General features: G+C 32.5%; 11 protein-coding genes. 2 read left to right on the top strand and 9 right to left on the bottom strand.

Annotated elements, in window-relative coordinates; all coding sequences use genetic code 11:
* Nucleotides 1-45 precede the first annotated feature (45 nt).
* The 6 genes from hisB to FLAPXU55_RS18605 all read right to left on the bottom strand — a co-directional run bounded on the left by hisB (nucleotide 46) and on the right by FLAPXU55_RS18605 (nucleotide 7183).
* Complete coding sequence (gene hisB / locus FLAPXU55_RS18580) at nucleotides 46-1182, bottom strand: bifunctional histidinol-phosphatase/imidazoleglycerol-phosphate dehydratase HisB (RefSeq protein ID WP_053471452.1); 1137 nt, start codon at nucleotides 1180-1182, stop codon at nucleotides 46-48.
* A 184-nt stretch (nucleotides 1183-1366) separates the two neighbouring features.
* A complete protein-coding gene (gene hisC / locus FLAPXU55_RS18585) occupies nucleotides 1367-2416 on the bottom strand; it encodes a histidinol-phosphate transaminase (RefSeq protein ID WP_180860108.1) in 1050 nt (349 codons plus the stop codon).
* Nucleotides 2417-2498: 82 nt separating this feature from the next.
* Nucleotides 2499-3797 carry a histidinol dehydrogenase gene (hisD, locus tag FLAPXU55_RS18590; RefSeq protein ID WP_180860111.1) on the bottom strand — a complete coding sequence of 433 codons (1299 nt, stop codon included), beginning with the start codon at nucleotides 3795-3797 and terminating at the stop codon, nucleotides 2499-2501.
* Between the two features lie 151 nt (nucleotides 3798-3948).
* Nucleotides 3949-4806, bottom strand: a complete 858-nt coding sequence (gene hisG / locus FLAPXU55_RS18595) for an ATP phosphoribosyltransferase (protein ID WP_053471449.1) — start codon at nucleotides 4804-4806, stop codon at nucleotides 3949-3951.
* A 304-nt stretch (nucleotides 4807-5110) separates the two neighbouring features.
* Nucleotides 5111-6517, bottom strand: coding sequence for a sensor histidine kinase (locus FLAPXU55_RS18600; protein WP_180860114.1), 1407 nt, complete (start codon nucleotides 6515-6517; stop codon nucleotides 5111-5113).
* Complete coding sequence (locus tag FLAPXU55_RS18605; protein ID WP_180860117.1) at nucleotides 6518-7183, bottom strand: response regulator transcription factor; 666 nt, start codon at nucleotides 7181-7183, stop codon at nucleotides 6518-6520.
* Nucleotides 7184-7384: 201 nt separating this feature from the next.
* On the opposite strand from FLAPXU55_RS18605, the gene FLAPXU55_RS18610 reads away from it, so the two are divergent.
* The gene (locus FLAPXU55_RS18610; RefSeq protein ID WP_180860120.1) at nucleotides 7385-9475 is read left to right on the top strand and encodes an LTA synthase family protein; all 2091 of its coding nucleotides are present in this window, start codon (nucleotides 7385-7387) and stop codon (nucleotides 9473-9475) included.
* Nucleotides 9476-9921: 446 nt separating this feature from the next.
* Here FLAPXU55_RS18610 and FLAPXU55_RS18615 read toward each other — a convergent pair whose 3' ends face one another.
* Nucleotides 9922-10920: a zinc dependent phospholipase C family protein gene (locus tag FLAPXU55_RS18615; RefSeq protein WP_180860123.1), complete on the bottom strand. Its 999-nt coding sequence runs from the start codon at nucleotides 10918-10920 to the stop codon at nucleotides 9922-9924.
* A gap of 291 nt (nucleotides 10921-11211) precedes the next feature.
* Here FLAPXU55_RS18615 and FLAPXU55_RS18620 point away from each other — a divergent pair, with 291 nt between their 5' ends.
* Nucleotides 11212-12042 (top strand): hypothetical protein, encoded by an 831-nt coding sequence (locus FLAPXU55_RS18620; protein WP_235992099.1) that lies wholly within the window; start codon nucleotides 11212-11214, stop codon nucleotides 12040-12042.
* A gap of 104 nt (nucleotides 12043-12146) precedes the next feature.
* Here FLAPXU55_RS18620 and FLAPXU55_RS18625 read toward each other — a convergent pair whose 3' ends face one another.
* Nucleotides 12147-13112 carry a YeiH family protein gene (locus FLAPXU55_RS18625; RefSeq protein WP_180860129.1) on the bottom strand — a complete coding sequence of 322 codons (966 nt, stop codon included), beginning with the start codon at nucleotides 13110-13112 and terminating at the stop codon, nucleotides 12147-12149.
* A 74-nt stretch (nucleotides 13113-13186) separates the two neighbouring features.
* Nucleotides 13187-14083, bottom strand: a complete 897-nt coding sequence (locus FLAPXU55_RS18630; protein WP_180860132.1) for a LysR family transcriptional regulator — start codon at nucleotides 14081-14083, stop codon at nucleotides 13187-13189.
* Nucleotides 14084-14273: the final 190 nt, after the last annotated feature.

Below are 14273 nucleotides of genomic sequence, written 5' to 3' on the forward strand. Positions count from 1 at the left end.
CTACTTAACGTGAAACCTCAAACTTGAAACTTGAAACAATTACACTTACAACATCCCCTTCGTTGAAGGCAAAATCATTTTTTCGGTATCTCTTTTTACGGCTACTTTTATGGCTTTTGCAAAAGCTTTAAAAATGGCTTCGATTTTATGATGTTCGTTGATTCCTTCTGCTTTGATATTTAAATTGGCTTTTGCGCCGTCTGTAAATGATTTGAAAAAGTGATAGAACATTTCTGTTGGCATTTTTCCGACCATTTCACGTTTAAATTCGGTTTCCCAAATCAACCAGTTTCTCCCGCCAAAATCAATCGCAGCCTGTGCTAAACAATCGTCCATTGGCAAACAGAATCCGTAACGCTCAATTCCTAGTTTATTTCCTAACGCTTTTGCGAAAACTTCTCCTAAAGCAATTGCAGTATCTTCTATTGTATGGTGTTCATCAACTTCTAAATCGCCTTTTACAAGGATTTCTAAGTCCATTTGACCATGACGCGAAATTTGATCTAACATATGATCAAAAAAAGCAATTCCGGTATCGATTTTACTTTTTCCAGTTCCGTCAAGGTTTAAGTTGATATAAATATCGGTTTCATTTGTTTTGCGGGTTATGGATGCAGAACGCGCTTCTAGTTTCAAAAACTCATAAATCCTTTTCCAATCTGTTGTTTGCAGGATAATTGTATCGTCTAATTCCTCACGTTTTGATGAAATTTCATTACTTCCAATTCCATCTGTCATATTCATAAAAATTGCTTTTGCACCAAGATTTTTAGCCAATTCAACATCAGTCAAACGATCTCCTAAAACAAAAGAGTTTTCTAAATCATATTCTGGATTGTTTAAATATTTAGTTAACAATCCGGTTCTAGGTTTACGTGTTGGGGCATTTTCTTCAGGAAACGTTCTGTCAACAAAGATTTCATCGAATACAACGCCTTCGTTTTCAAAAGCTTTTAAGATAAAATTTTGCGTTGGCCAAAACGTATTTTCAGGAAAACTATCTGTTCCTAAGCCATCCTGATTGGTTACCATTGCCAGTTCGTAATCTAATTCATTGGCAATTTTAGCCAGATATTGAAAGGCTTTTGGATAAAATTCCAGTTTATCTAAACTGTCTAATTGGTAATTTTCAGGTTCTAAAACAATCGTTCCGTCACGATCGATAAAAAGTACTTTTTTCATATATTTTTATTTTTTCTGCCACAGATTAAAAGGATTAAAAATGATTTTTTTGTTTGCCACGAATTACACGAATTAACACGAATTGAATTAGTGAAAATTCGTGCAATTCGTGGCAAAAAACCTAAACACAAACAAAATAAAAAATAATCCGTTTAATCTGTGTAATCTGTGGCCTATAACTTTTCTAATTCAACAACTTTAATTCTTTAATTACAGCAGCATTTTCTTCTTTTGTCCCAATTGTAAAACGAAGACAGTTTTCACATAAAGGCTGTGTTGTTCTGTTTCGAATTACGATTCCTTTTTCAATTAATTGATTGTATCTTTTGTTCGCGTCATCCACTTTTGCCAGAATAAAATTAGCTTCTGTTGGATAAACTTTCTCTACAAAATCAACTTCAAGTAAAACTTTAAGTAATTCTTCTCTTTGTTCAATAATAGAAACTATTTCCTGTTTTATTTTTTCAGAATCTTTTAAACGTTCTTTTGCTCTTTGCTGTGTCAATTCGTTTACGTTATACGGCGGCTTTATTTTATTCAAAACCGAAATAACAGCTTCTGATGCATAACAAATCCCTAAACGAATTCCCGCCAAACCGTACGCTTTTGAGAGAGTTTGTGTGATCACCAAATTTGGATATTCGTCAATTTCTGTAAGCCAGCTTTCTTTTTCCGAAAAGTCAATATAAGCCTCATCAATAACCACTAATCCTTTAAAATTTTGAAGCAGTTTTACGACGCTTTCATCAGAAAAAGAATTTCCGGTTGGGTTATTTGGAGAACATAAAAAGATGATTTTTGTGTTTTCATCAACAGCTTCCAGAATCTTTTCAACTTGTGGCTGAAAATCATTTGTAAGCAGAATTTCTCTGTTTTCAATCGCATTTATGTTCGCCAAAACGCTGTACATTCCGTATGTTGGCGGAAGCGTAATAATATTATCCGTTTTTGGTTCACAGAAAGCCCTGAAAATCAAATCCAAAACTTCGTCACTTCCGTTTCCTAATAAAATCTGACTTTGTTTTGTGTTATTATTTTTAGCTAAAATTGCTTTAACCGAATTCTGCTGCGGATCCGGATAACGGTTTACGCCATTTTGAAACGGATTTTCATTGGCATCCAAAAAAATCATTTCGGCGGTATCAAAATCTTCAAACTCATCTCTTGCAGACGAATACGGTTTTAAAGATTTTACGTTTTCACGTGTAATTGTGTTTATATCGAAAGTATTCATTTTCTAAGTTTTGCTCCTGCAAGGTTTTCAAAACCTTGTAGGTATTATTCATTAAGGTTATAAATCGAAAATTTATTTAAACCTACGAGGTTTTAGAAACCTCGCAGGACTTCAGACGAAGTGTTACTGCGTTTTTATGCGCTTGTAAACCTTCGGCTTCAGCCATAATTTCAATCGCTTTTCCAATATTTTGAATTCCTTTTTCTGATATTTTTTGAAAAGTCATTGATTTCATAAAACTATCCAGATTTACACCACTGTAATTTTTAGCATAACCATTTGTCGGCAAAGTGTGATTCGTTCCAGAAGCATAATCTCCGGCACTTTCAGGAGTATAATTCCCAATAAAAACCGAACCCGCATTTACGATTCCGTTGCAGTAAAAATCATCATATTCTGAGCAGATAATAAAGTGTTCCGGACCATATTCGTTGATTAAATCTAAAGCGATCTGATCATTTTCAACAAAAATTAATTTTGAGTTTTCGATTGCTTTTATGGCGATTGCTTTTCTTGGAAGAACTTCTAACTGCGATTGAATTTCTTTTTCAACTTGGTCAATTAATTTTTTAGAAGTCGAAACTAAAATTACCTGACTATCTGTTCCGTGTTCTGCCTGCGATAATAAATCTGATGCCACAAAGGCTGGAACGGCAGAATCATCGGCAACAATTAACAATTCTGATGGTCCGGCCGGCATATCGATTGCAACTCCAAATTGTGTTGCCAATTGTTTAGCAACGGTTACAAACTGATTTCCGGGACCGAAAATTTTATAAACTTTTGGAATTGATTTTGTCCCAAAGGTCATTCCTGCAATTGCCTGGATTCCGCCTACTTTTAATATCTTAGTTACACCGCACAAATTGGCAGCATACAAAATCGCCGGATTTATTTTTCCTGTTTTATCTGGAGGCGAACACAACACAATTTCTTTGCAGCCTGCAATTTCAGCCGGAACTGCCAGCATTAAAACAGTTGAAAACAAAGGCGCTGTTCCGCCCGGAATATATAATCCTATTTTTTGAATTGGTCTTTTTTCCTGCCAGCAATTTACACCTTCAATAGTTTCAACTTCTATCCTTTCTGTTTTTTGAGTGCTGTGAAACTTGTAGATATTGTCTTTTGCTAATTGAATTGCTTCTTTTAATTCATTCGGAATCAATGCAATTGCTTCATTTACTTCTGCTTTAGTAACTTCATAATTCTCTAAAGTTATTCCGTCAAAAATTGAAGTGTATTTTGCTACGGCTTCATCTCCTTTTTTCTGAACTTCTCTGAAGATTTCTTTTACCGTAACTTCAATATCGTCAATTGTTTGGGTTGGTCTTTTTAATATTTCAGACCAGGTATCTGGTTTTGGATTGTCTATCTTATTCATGCTTGTATTTTTTTTAACCACTAAACTTTGTGTTTATTTTTTACCGCAAAGTTCGCAAGGTTTTTTACTGTTCTTTATCTTAGAAAACGCTAAGTTCGCAAAGCTGTTGCCGAGAATTGGAATTTGGAATTTAAAAATTGGTATTTTGCTTTTACAATACCATTTTCTCAATTGGGCAAACTAAAATTCCTTCGGCTCCAACTTCTTTTAATTGGTCGATTACGTCCCAAAAAGTATCTTTATCAATTACAGAGTGAACACTGCTCCAGCCTTCCTGCGCTAATGGCAAAACGGTTAAACTTCTTAAAACCGGAAGGATTTTTCCAACTGCGTCGATTTTCTCGTTTGGAATATTCATCAAAATATATTTTGAATTTCTCGCTCTTAAAACCGATTGTATTCTGAATTTTAAGGTGTCGATGTGCTTTTGAATTTCAGGAGAAACTTTTGGTGAAACGGCAAGAACTGCTTCGCTTTTTAAGATAACTTCTACTTCTTTTAAGTTATTTTTGAATAAGGTACTTCCGCTTGAAACGATATCGACAATTGCATCGGCAAGACCAATATTTGGTGCGATTTCTACAGAACCTGAAATTTGGTGAATATCTACTGTTAACCCGAAAGAATTGAAATATTCGTTAACTGTATTTGGGTAAGAAGTCGCGATTCTTAAACCTGCTAAATCCTGAATTGAATTGTATTCGAAGGTTTTAGGTACGGCAACAGAAACTTTGCATTTTGAAAATCCTAATCGCTGTACAACTTCAATTTCTTTTCCTTTTTCTACTAAAAGGTTGTCGCCAACGATCGCTAAATCTACTACTCCGTCAATTAAATACTGCGGAATATCTGAATTTCTTAGGTATAAAACTTCAAGAGGAAAGTTTGAAGCTTCGGCTTTTAACTGATCGATTCCGTTGTTGATTGAAATACCGCAGTCTTTTAGGATTTGAATGCTGTCTTCGTTTAAACGACCCGATTTTTGAATTGCAATTTTTAAAGTACTCATTTTTCTTTTTTTGTTAGATTAATAGTTTGAGTACAAAGAATTGGTTATAAAAAAACCCGTTTGATGTACTCAAACGGGTTTTAAAATATGATGATTTACATGCATACCATTAACACATCGCTTGAGAGCAATAATGAAAATGATGATGATGTAATTGATTTGAAATCATTGTTTGGTTTGTTTTATAATTCTTTGATTCGGTTGCAAATATACTAGTTAATTTCATAAAAAAGCAATTTTTAATATAACTTAACGATAGTTTATTGTTAAAAAAAATCTGAAGTACTGTTTTTATTGAAAATTTTTAATTTACGAAAACGTTTTCCGAATCTTTGTTGAAAGCCAAAATTACTGTTGTTCCTACTCCTATCTCGCTTTCAATTTTAAATTTAACATGAAGCAGTTCCGTAATTCTTTTTACTATAGAAAGTCCCAGACCAACTCCTTTAATTTCTGGATGTTCTGTATAATTGGACCTGAAAAATGGGTTAAAAATCATTTCTAAATCTTCTTTGGCAATACCAATTCCGTTATCAGAAATTTTACAAACTATTTTATTGTTTTCTTTAAATAGCAAAATCGAAATTTCTCCATCTGGATTTGTATATTTTACTGCATTTGAAATAATATTTCTAAGAATGGTAATGATTAAAAAATAATCAGACTGAATATAAAAATCTGTTCCGGCATCAAATTTTACATCTAGTTTTTTACTTTTTATTTTCTCAGAATTCAGGGTTAAAACATCTAAAATTATCGCATTTAAATATACTTTTTCTGTATTAATCTGCTGCTTTTGATTATCAAATCTGGCCATTGTTAAAAGCTGATCTACGAGCATATTCAAATGATCAACTTCATTTATACAATAGTTTATTTTATCCTCGTATTCCTTATTATCTCTGGGTTTACGAATAAGTACTTCAAGTGTTCCTTTAATAACGGTTAAAGGCGTTCTTAACTCGTGTGAAGCATCAGAAGTGAATTGTTTTTCACGTTCAATAGCATCTTCAATTCGGTTTAATAAATTGTTTATGGTTTTGGAAAGTGTATACAATTCATCTCGCGTTTTAGGCAGCGGAATCCGCGCTTTCAAATTATCTTTTGTAATAATTTTTGAGGTATTAATTATGGCATTTATAGGCTTAATACTTCTTCCTGCAAAAAATCTGGCCAGAAAAAACAACACTATTAAAATCGCTAAAAACGATAAAAACATGATATCAAATAAGTTGTTTAATACCAATTTTGAGTCTGACAGCGACATTGCTACAATAATATAGCCTATCGGTTTGTTCTGAACATTTAATTTAACCTGAATTTGCCGAATGGCATTATTCCCCATTTTGGTATCAAACAATTCATAATCTTCTACAGAATCATGAAATTCAAGTACTTGTGTCTTTAAATTTGGTGCTTTTTCAATAATTTTTTTATTCAAATCTAAAAACTCCACAAAAACAGGATTTACATCTACTGTATTGTGTTCACGCTCTTCCCATTCTTCTTCATCAATAAGAATTACTTTGCCATTTTGTACTTTAATTTCTTCTAAATGGTTTTTAATTTCAACTTTGATATTTTCGTCGATGTGGCTGTAAACAGTATGTTTTACGATAGAATATATAACCGAAAAAACCACTAAAATCAACAAACCTGTAGTTATAATATAGTTTAAGGCAATTCTGTTTTTAAAGGAAAGCTGGTTCATTTATAAGTCATTAGCGATATAACCTACACTGCGGATGGTTTTGATATAATCTTCTTCTATTTTTAATTTGAGTTTTTTACGAATGGCGTTCATAAAAACATCAATTACGCCGGTATCGTATTCAAAATTAATATCCCAAACGTCTTTTAAAATCTGATTTCGTGTGCAGACTTTGCCTTTATTTTGGATTAAATAAGTCAAAAGTTCAAATTCTCTTTGTGTCAAAGCGATTTCTTCATCATTTTTTAAAACAATATGTTTGGAAAGGTCAATTTTAATCGTTCCTAATGAAAGTGTTTCGCTTCCGCCCCTATTTCTAAAATGAATTTTAACCCTTTCTACTAATTCTTCAAAACTAAAAGGCTTTTTAATATAATCATTTGCACCAGCTTTCAATCCTTCTATAGTTTCCTGAACGGTATCTTTTGCGGTTAAAAAAATTATGGGTGTTTTTTGATCTTTAATTCTGATTGCTTTGCATAAATCTAAACCATTGATTTTAGGGATCATCCAATCGAGTAAAATTAAATCAAATTTATGGTTCTGAGTTAATTCAAATGCTTTTGATCCATCATTTGCGGTTGTAATTTTATATCCTTCTTCGCGCAGTCCTTGTTCTAAAAACTGAACAATTCCTAACTCATCTTCAACAATTAAAATGTGCATATCGTATTATTTTGATCCAGGATTAATATCTCTTTTCCTCTTCAAAGATATAGCTTTTAAGACTTTTAACCTCTTAAAATCATAACAATAGGTTAAAATACGTAATCTTAAGCAAACATTAAGTATAGAATAAGTAAGGTAAAAGGGGAACTTCATCTGTTGTTAATTAATCGAAATTAATTTTGCAGAAAATAAAATACCATGAGTTCTTTCAAAAAATTATCTCCATTTTATAATCTGGCAATTTTCTATTTTTCTATAAGTTTTATCTTGAGAATTGTTTTGATTTTTCATCCAATAACGCAAAGTTCTTTTAAGTTTTTAGAAAGCTTGAAAATTTTTGGTTTAGGATTACTTTCAGATTTTTTTGTTTTCGTGATTGCCTCGGTTTTTCTTTGGCTGTATCTCATTTTTCTTTCAGAATCTAAATATAGAAAGCCGTATGGGTATGTTATTTTAGGTTTTTTGAGTTTATTACTTTTATATACGGCTTCGGGAAAAAGCATTTTTGACGAATACGGAGGTGCTTTGCCTAGAATTGTTTTGATCTTTATTGGATTAAAAACAATTTTATTTACACTTTTTCTTTTACTGCCAAAATACAGAACGAAGCTAAGATTTTGGCTTTATTCGTTTGTCGTTTTTCTATATGTTTTACTAATCCTGCAAAACGGATTAAGTGAATATTTCTTTTGGAATGAATTTGGGGTAAAATACAATTTCATTGCGGTTAATTATCTCATTTACACTAATGAAGTTATTGGAAATATTATGCAGTCTTATCCTGTAATTCCTTTATTTTCGGCTTTATTTCTGGTTAGCGGGATTGTTACTTATTTTATAGTAAAAAGGTCTAAGGATTATCTTAGCGAAATTCCTTCTTTTACTGAAAAAGTAAAAATCTCTGGAATTTACTGGGTTTTATTTTTCATTTCGCTTGCTGCGATTCCAACTTTGGCGAAGACCGAAAATTCTAAAAATGTATTTGTAAACGAATTGCAGTCTAATGGATTGTATAAGTTTTATCTGGCTTTTGAAAACAACAAATTAGATTACTTCAAATTTTACAAAACACTGCCTAATCAGGAAGCTTTTACTATTTTGAAGAAACAATTTCCGAATATTTCCGGAGAAAATACAATTCAAAAAATATCCAGCGATTCTCTCGAAAGTCATAAAAATGTGGTTTTAATTACGATTGAAAGTTTAAGTGCCGATTTTATGAAAACCTATGGAAATCAAGAAAATATAACGCCGTTTCTAGACAGTTTATCTCAAAAAAGCCTGCAGTTTACGAATTTATATGCTGCCGGAAACCGAACTGTACGCGGACTTGAGGCTGTTACTTTATGTCTGCCACCAACTGCCGGAGAAAGTGTTGTAAAACGTGAAGACAATAAGAACAAATTTTCTACCGGTTCTGTATTTAAACAGAAAGGATATAACGTGAAATTTATGTACGGCGGAGATGCTTTTTTTGATAATATGCAGGATTTCTATTCTGGGAACGGTTATCAAATTGTCGATAAATCTAGCTTTTCTCCAGAAGAAATCACATTTTCAAATGTTTGGGGCGTTTGTGATGAGGATATGTACAACAAGGCTATTAAAGTGATGAATGCTGAAGCTGGAGAAAATAAGCCTTTCTTTAATCATATTATGACGGTGAGTAATCACAGGCCTTTTACTTATCCAAACAATAAAATTGATATTCCGGGCGATATTAAATCTCGTGACGGCGGTGTAAAATATACTGATTATGCGCTTAAAAAATTCTTTGATATGGCTCGAAAACAGCCGTGGTTCAACAATACTGTTTTTGTAATTGTTGCTGATCATTGTGCTTCGAGTGCGGGAAAAACAGAGCTTCCGCTTGATAAATACAGAATTCCGGCTTTTATTTATACGCCGAATGAAAAACCTGAAAAATGCAATAAATTAATGTCACAAATTGATCTTATGCCTACGCTTTTCGGTTTATTGCATTTTGATTACGACAGTAAATTTTTCGGACAGGATGTTTTAAAACCTTCGTATAAACCAAGGGCTTTTATTGCTACTTATCAGGATTTGGGTTTAATAAAGGATAATGTTTTAACTATTTTATCGCCTAAACAAGAGGTAAAACAATTTGCTTTAAAATTAGATCCAAAAGATAGTGTTTCATCTGATTTTCAGGTTGAGTACGATGAAATGCCATTGAAAAAGCACAATGTAGATTTGGTTAATGAAACTATTTCTTATTATCAATCTGCTTCGTTTTTGTTGAAGGAGAAGAAATATCAGAAGTAAAAATTTCAATTCTGAAATTCCAAATTCCAAATGTGGTTGATGGCACGCAGATTTGGCAGATTTAAACAGATTTTTTTATATCCGTTCTTGATATACTGGACGTAGACGCTGCTGTGCGTCTCTACATAATCGTTGTGTGTAAAATATATTGATATGAATTGATTGACATGAATTGATTGACATGAATTGATTGACATGGATTGATTGACATGGATTGATTGACATGAATTGATTGACATGAATTGATTCACATGAATTGATTCACATGAATTGATTCACATGAACTAATCGTAGAGACGCACTGCAGTGCGTCTACGCAATCTAAATCGACAATTTAAATCAAAATTTGAAATTCCAATTTTTGAAATTCCAACTAAAAACAAAAAGCCTCAAATTCTAAATGAATTTGAGGCTTTAACTTGAAACTTTAAACCTGAAACAAAAATTCAATCATTCTGATTTTTCAATCCGAATAAATCTCCTTTTTTAAACAATAATAAATCGTCTTTTAAAGCTTGATTGTTTCTTTGTGTTACTGCTGGTGAATCTAAATCGCTTAGGTCTGGTTTTCCAGCATTCACCCACGCTGTATACCAAAAACTTGCAGTTGCAGTAATGGCTTTTTTCATTTGGTTTTCAACCATTCCGTTTAACTGATCGTTTAATTTCTTTGCATATTCATCAGAGAAAATTGGAGTATTGTATTTACTTTTCAATACTTTTCCGTCAGCATCCATTTTAAAAACCTGATTCTCCGGCGTTGAAATTCTTAATTTTTTATCGATATCTAATAATGGCTGCGCTAAACTGTGGGTATCGTTGATCATATCCCAGATTGCTTTGTGAACATCTGTGTAATATTCTGCCTGAGGAACATTTAGTTTGTAATTTTTAGCAAATAATTCAGGAAGTCTGCTTTCCCAAAGAGAATGAATTCCTTTTTGGTCGCTCAATTGTCCGTCATGGTTTGCAGAAATATGTAACGGCATGTGCGCATCACCTATATAATGACCTAAATCTGCAGCAAGAAATAAAATTTCTGCTCTGTTTTTATCTTTAAAAGCTTTAGTTAATTTTGCCATCATATCTTCAATATACCAAGGTAAAATTCCGTTATCATTCAGGAATTTAGCATCGTATTTTTTCTTTGCGGCTTCCATTGACTGCGGAATACTGTCAGCAGAACCAAAGTTTTCCATGTCGAAATAATGTCTTGGATTTTCGTCTTTATAATTTAAAGCATATTTACGAATATCCGGGACCGATGCTTCCTGCGTAATAAAATCAATGTGGTTGTAAAAGAAAACCTGAAGTTGTTGTGGTAAAGCCATTACAGCTGCTTTATTAATTCTCTCATGGCCTACAATTCCCCATGATAAAGTAAAAAAACCAATAATTAATGCGAATAATGCGATTAACTTTGGCCTCATTTTGAAGTTTTTCATTTTGTTTTTGTATTTGGAAGGCAAAGTTACCGTATTTAAAGATAATTTAAAAGATTACCCTTGAAGAATATGTTAATTTAACTTTTATAAGTTTTTGAACCATATAAGTGATATAAGTTCATGTTAAAGATTTTTATTTGTAAGTTTGTTAGTGACTTTAGTTTTATAAATATGCGCCATATACATTTATTTTTTTTACTTCTTATTAGTTCTGTTTGTTTCGCTCAAGAAGCTGATATAGAGCTAAAAAATGTTAACGATACTATTCTTAATCCTAAGCGGGTTCTCAAAATGCAAGACCCAATTGACGGGGTAAAAACAATGCAAAAGCTGTTTCCAGGAAAGTTGTACAAGCTTTCTGATCACAATACTTTTATAAGCTGGAAATGTAAAACTTGCAAACCTTTACCTTTTACTGATGTAAATGGCGTTGAAGGTGATCAATTATTTCCATACAGCGAAGGCGTTGCCACCAGACTTCTTGCTAATATTGATTATTCTAATTCTAAAGGAAACCAATTCAAAATCTTGGCTTTTAATCATTCTTATTATGATGCTGACGGTTTACAAACCGGACGTTTTTCTGGCGGTTTATTAGGTTTGGCAAAATTTGCCAAAAATGGTAATGCTTGGGAAATGCGATCTTTTCAACCTGCAGTTGCTGCTTTTGGTGCTTTTTCACAATCTCCAAAACCTAAACTTTTGCAAATTGGTGAAGATCAATATGCATTTACATTATTGCACGTAAATGGTGGTGCAGGCGGTCCTTTTGAAGGTTATCTTTATATTGTTGCTGGTTTTGATGGTAAATATCAGCCAATATTGGAAGCTAACAATTATCAGTTAACCAATGTTTCCAGTATAACATGGTCTGGTTCTTATAGTGTTGTAGATGATGGGGCTAAAAAACATTTTAGAGATATCATTATTAAAACCAGCGGATCATTTAGTAAAGCGGCAAAAGCTGATGATGAGTTTGAAGTTACACCTCCGGATGAAATCGCTGCAATGGCAAAAACTAAAAAATCATTTAATTTTGAGATCGAAAGACGTTTTTCTTTTAAGGGAAAATCATATAAATTGATTGGTAATCCTGTTGTAAAGTTTTCTAATGTAAAATGATAATCTAACATTTTAACCACTAAGACATTAAGTTTATTAAGCTGTTGTCTTTAATTTTTTGTCAAGTTTCATTAAGCAATTCTTTATTGTTTTTGATCTTAATTTTAATTTAGAAAAACAATTGATACTAAACTTAAGCCTGCAATAAATATCCAAAGAAAAACTCCCTGAAGCAAAGGCTTTACTCCTACTGATTTTAAAGTGTTTACATTTAAAGTTGCTCCAATTAAAAACAGCGTAATGGTTAAACCAATTTTAGCCAGATTTACAATATGCGGTGCAATAATCGATACTTGCGGAACGTAAGAGTTGATAAGCATTGCCAAAACGAATAAACCAATAAAATAAGGAATCTTTATTTTTGAGTTTTTATTTTTGAAAATAACGGCTGTTAAAAGTGAAATTGGAATAATCCATAAAGCTCTGGCCAGTTTTACGGTTGTTGCGATTTGCAAGGCTTCTGCCCCATATTTATTGGCCGCGCCCACTACAGAACTTGTATCGTGAATGGCAATGGCACACCATAATCCGAAATCTTTTTGAGACAAATCAAGCTGATGTCCAATAAATGGAAAAGCAAACAACGCAATTGAATTTAGTATAAATATTACGCCTAAAGCAATTGAAGTCTGATTTTCATTTGATTTTATTACAGGAGATATTGCTGCGATGGCACTTCCTCCGCAAATTGCTGTTCCGCATGAAATTAAATGTGATGTTTTTTTCTCGGTTTTAAGCCATTTTCCTAATAGGAAACCAAATATTAAGGTGCTGAAAATTGAAAATATAGTCAATACAAATCCTTCTTTTCCTGCTGAAAATGCGCTTGATGCGTTCATTCCGAAGCCTAAACCTACTACTGAAAACTGCAATAAAAAAGTTATGGCTTTGCTGTTGAATTCTACAAATGGATTTCCGAACACATTCACTATGATAACGCCAAGTAATAAAGCAACTGGCGGGGAAATTATCGAAAATAAACATAACAAGATTACAAGAGCAAAAATTAACTGCTGCAAAAAATGATTTATTTCAAATAAATGTGATGCGGAATGTTGTTTCGTTTTCAAAATAGAGTAATTGATATTTACTCTGCAAAGTTCCGTCGATTAAATGGAAATCGCCAATCGTAAAATACAATCGGCTATAACTTCAAGTTATAATGATTAGCAATATTTTGAATAAACAACTCTGATAAAGGATCAGATTTTCCTAATAAGGTTATAATATAAAAATGTCTTTCGATTGCTAATTTCTCGATATCTAAGACAATTAATTCTTTGTTTTTCAATTCTTTGCTTACTGCATGAATAGACATAAAAGCAAAACAATCTGAGTTTAATAAATATGATTTTATGCTTTCTGTACTTCCTAACTGCATTTCGATTTGCAGGTCAGAGAATTTTAAACCAACGTTTTTTAGGGCAAATTCTATAACTTCAAGTGTTCCTGATCCGCGTTCGCGGGTTATAAATTTCATTGATTTTAAATCGTTTACTGAAATTTCATTTTGTTTTACAAATGGATTATTGCTGTTGCAGACTAAAACCAGTTCGTCTTTTAAAAACGGAATGTATTTTATGGATTGATTTTTTGATTGTCCTTCGACAATTCCAATTTCGATTTCTTTATTGATTAAAGCGTTTTCGATTTGTTCTGTATTTCCGTTTAACAAATTGACTTTTATGTCTTTTTGTTTTTGGTGGAAATGGGCCAAAACTGGAGAAATAATATATTGCGAAATTGTGGTACTTGCACCTAATCGCAGTAAACCTTGGCGTTCGCTGATAAAGGAACTCATTTCAAAATCGATTTCACGGTAAATTTCGAAGATTTCTTTGGTGTGTTTTAGAAGAATTTCTCCGGCTGGAGTTAAAGCGATTTTAGAACCGTTTCGTTCGAATAATTTGGTTTTGTAGGTTTCTTCGAGTTCCTGAATGTGTTTCGAAACTGCCGGCTGTGTAATATACAATTCGGTTGCCGCTTTAGTAAAATTAAGGCGGAGCGCAACGGTGTAGAAAACTTTTAGCCTGAAATCCATATTGTTATTTAATGTGAAACACTAATTTCACGAATTTACACGAAATTAAATTTAGTATAGTTCCTACGGGACAAATTTATTTAATTGATCATATTTTTTCTACCGATATCAAACTCCTAATGGAGTTTACTAATATATTCTCAAAATTTTAACCTAATAATTCTATAGTCCCTACGGGACAAATATTTTG

Source organism: Flavobacterium panici (assembly GCF_903819335.1).
GTDB classification, from domain to species: domain Bacteria; phylum Bacteroidota; class Bacteroidia; order Flavobacteriales; family Flavobacteriaceae; genus Flavobacterium; species Flavobacterium panici.

Coding starts and splice junctions, on each gene's coding strand:
- hisC (WP_180860108.1), bottom strand. CDS start 2,416: ATGAATACTTTCGATATAAACACAATTACACGTGAAAACGTAAAATCT.
- FLAPXU55_RS18600 (WP_180860114.1), bottom strand. CDS start 6,517: ATGAACCAGCTTTCCTTTAAAAACAGAATTGCCTTAAACTATATTATA.
- hisD (WP_180860111.1), bottom strand. CDS start 3,797: ATGAATAAGATAGACAATCCAAAACCAGATACCTGGTCTGAAATATTA.
- hisG (WP_053471449.1), bottom strand. CDS start 4,806: ATGAGTACTTTAAAAATTGCAATTCAAAAATCGGGTCGTTTAAACGAA.
- hisB (WP_053471452.1), bottom strand. CDS start 1,182: ATGAAAAAAGTACTTTTTATCGATCGTGACGGAACGATTGTTTTAGAA.
- FLAPXU55_RS18615 (WP_180860123.1), bottom strand. CDS start 10,920: ATGAAAAACTTCAAAATGAGGCCAAAGTTAATCGCATTATTCGCATTA.
- FLAPXU55_RS18605 (WP_180860117.1), bottom strand. CDS start 7,183: ATGCACATTTTAATTGTTGAAGATGAGTTAGGAATTGTTCAGTTTTTA.
- FLAPXU55_RS18610 (WP_180860120.1), top strand. CDS start 7,385: ATGAGTTCTTTCAAAAAATTATCTCCATTTTATAATCTGGCAATTTTC.
- FLAPXU55_RS18630 (WP_180860132.1), bottom strand. CDS start 14,083: ATGGATTTCAGGCTAAAAGTTTTCTACACCGTTGCGCTCCGCCTTAAT.
- FLAPXU55_RS18620 (WP_235992099.1), top strand. CDS start 11,212: ATGCAAGACCCAATTGACGGGGTAAAAACAATGCAAAAGCTGTTTCCA.